This is a genomic window from Actinosynnema sp. NPDC023658 (genome assembly GCF_040639995.1).
Taxonomy (GTDB): Bacteria; Actinomycetota; Actinomycetes; order Mycobacteriales; family Pseudonocardiaceae; genus Actinosynnema.
The window spans coordinates 1-1821 of record NZ_JBFAAX010001067.1; the positions used below are offsets into that span (position 1 = coordinate 1).

Annotated in this window: 1 protein-coding gene; it reads right to left on the bottom strand. The window is 70.3% G+C overall.

Annotation, left to right across the window (positions count from 1 at the left end):
* A partial coding sequence (locus AB0G02_RS38130) for a hypothetical protein (protein WP_360804760.1) occupies window positions 1-1821 on the bottom strand: 1821 nt, incomplete at both ends.

The following is a 1821-nucleotide window of genomic DNA, read 5'->3' on the forward strand; positions in this document are numbered from 1 at the left end:
CCCACCGGCATCGGCCGTCTACCCATCAGGCCGCCTCGGTGGGAAGCGACTCGAACCACGCCGTTGACGACGTGGTCGACCGTGCCCGCGCTGAGGTTGACGGTCATGATGTGGTGCAGCTTCACCCCGGGCGTCGTGGGGACCTCGAAGCCGTTCTCGGTGTGGATGGACGGGTTGTTCTGGTTGAACACGTAGACGCCACCGCCGTGCAGCGTGTGCCTGCGGACCCGGTCACCGACCTTGTAGCCCGCCCAGCCCTCGACGTCGCCCTTCATCCAGTCCGCCTGCGTCGGCGGGTCGTAGGGCAGCTCGTTCTGGTAGAGCACGGTGGTGCCGTCCTCGCCGTTCCAGACGGTGTTGTGCCGCTGGAAGTGCTCGACGAACAGCCCGGTCGCGGTCACGTGGTCGCCGTTGACGACCACACCGGTCCGGCCGGTGTTGGTGTTCCAGCGCTGGGTGTCGGTGAAGCCCTCGACGCCGTGGTCCGCCCGCCACACCCACGTGTGGTCGATGAGCACGTTGTCGCTGTTGACCTCCAGCGCGGTGTCCGCCTTGCCCACGTGCGGCCCGCCGACGCGGAAGTACACGTCGGAGAGGGTGGTGGGGTTGGCCGGCGAGCTCCAGTTCAGGCCGTGCTGCTTGCCGACGCGCAGCAGCACCGGGGACAGCTCGGTCCCGGCGTCGACCGTGACACCGGCGACGACGACACCCGGCACGCCCGCGACGTCCAGCGGGACGGCGCCGCCGACCGCGGTGAGCGTGGCGTGCCCGATGCCGAGCACGACCGTGTCGGGCCGCTTGACCTCGATGCTGCGGGCGATGTCGTAGACGCCCGGCGTGAGCAGCAGGTGCTTGCCGAGCAGCAGCGCGGTGTTGATCTCCCGGACCGAGTCGCCCGGCTTGGCGACGTAGAAGTCGCTCAGCGGGATCGTGCGGCCGGGCGTGACGCCGTTGCCCCACGAGACGCCGCTGGTGTTCTTGCGCGCCGACGGGACGCGGACGTTGTACCTGCCGTTGGCGTCCACGAACAGGTACGGCTTCTCGCGGCTCACCGGGGTGGTGTCGAGCGTGGTGTAGGGCGGGTTCGGGAACGCCGAGTCGTCGGGAGCGCCCGTGACACCGGAGAACACCTGGTTCCACACGCCGTTCGACCAGCTGCCGAGCTCGCTGTTGCGGGTCAGCCACTGCTGCTGCGAGCCGTTGACGACCGACGGCAGCCTGGAGTCCGCGATGAACCCGCCGCTGGCGTACTGCGGGCCGGCGGTGCAGTAGTCCATCAGCGTGAACGTGCCGCTGGTGACGTTGAGCCGGCGCAGCGACACGGCCTGGGACACAGCCCAGAAGTTCGCCCCGGAGCGGCAGCCGTCCTGGCCCGCGCCGTTGATGTTGATGGTGAGGTTGCCGAGCGTGCGCCAGAAGTTGACCAGCGCCAGGCAGTTGCCCGTGCCGCCGTCGGCCAGGCAGCGGTTGTAGACCTCGACCTTGCCGTTGATCACCACGTCGGTGGGAGAGGCGCCGAGGCCGGCGATCTCGGTGTAGTAGCCGACCTTGATCTGGAGCGGCTGCTCCGCCGTGCCGTACTGGCCGGGCTTGAACAGGAACGCGTACCGCTGGGCGCCCATCTCGTTGTCGACCTGGGCGGCGTGCGTCGCGTCGAGGGCCGCCTGGATCTCCGCGACCGGCGTGGACGGGTCGAACACCCGGACGTTCACGCCGAGGTCGGACGACCCACCGCGGCGGGGCGGGTCGGCTTGCGCGGCCGGTGCGGCGGCGGCCGTGGCGGCGACCAGGGCGAGGCCGAGCACGAGCACCCTGGGGGCT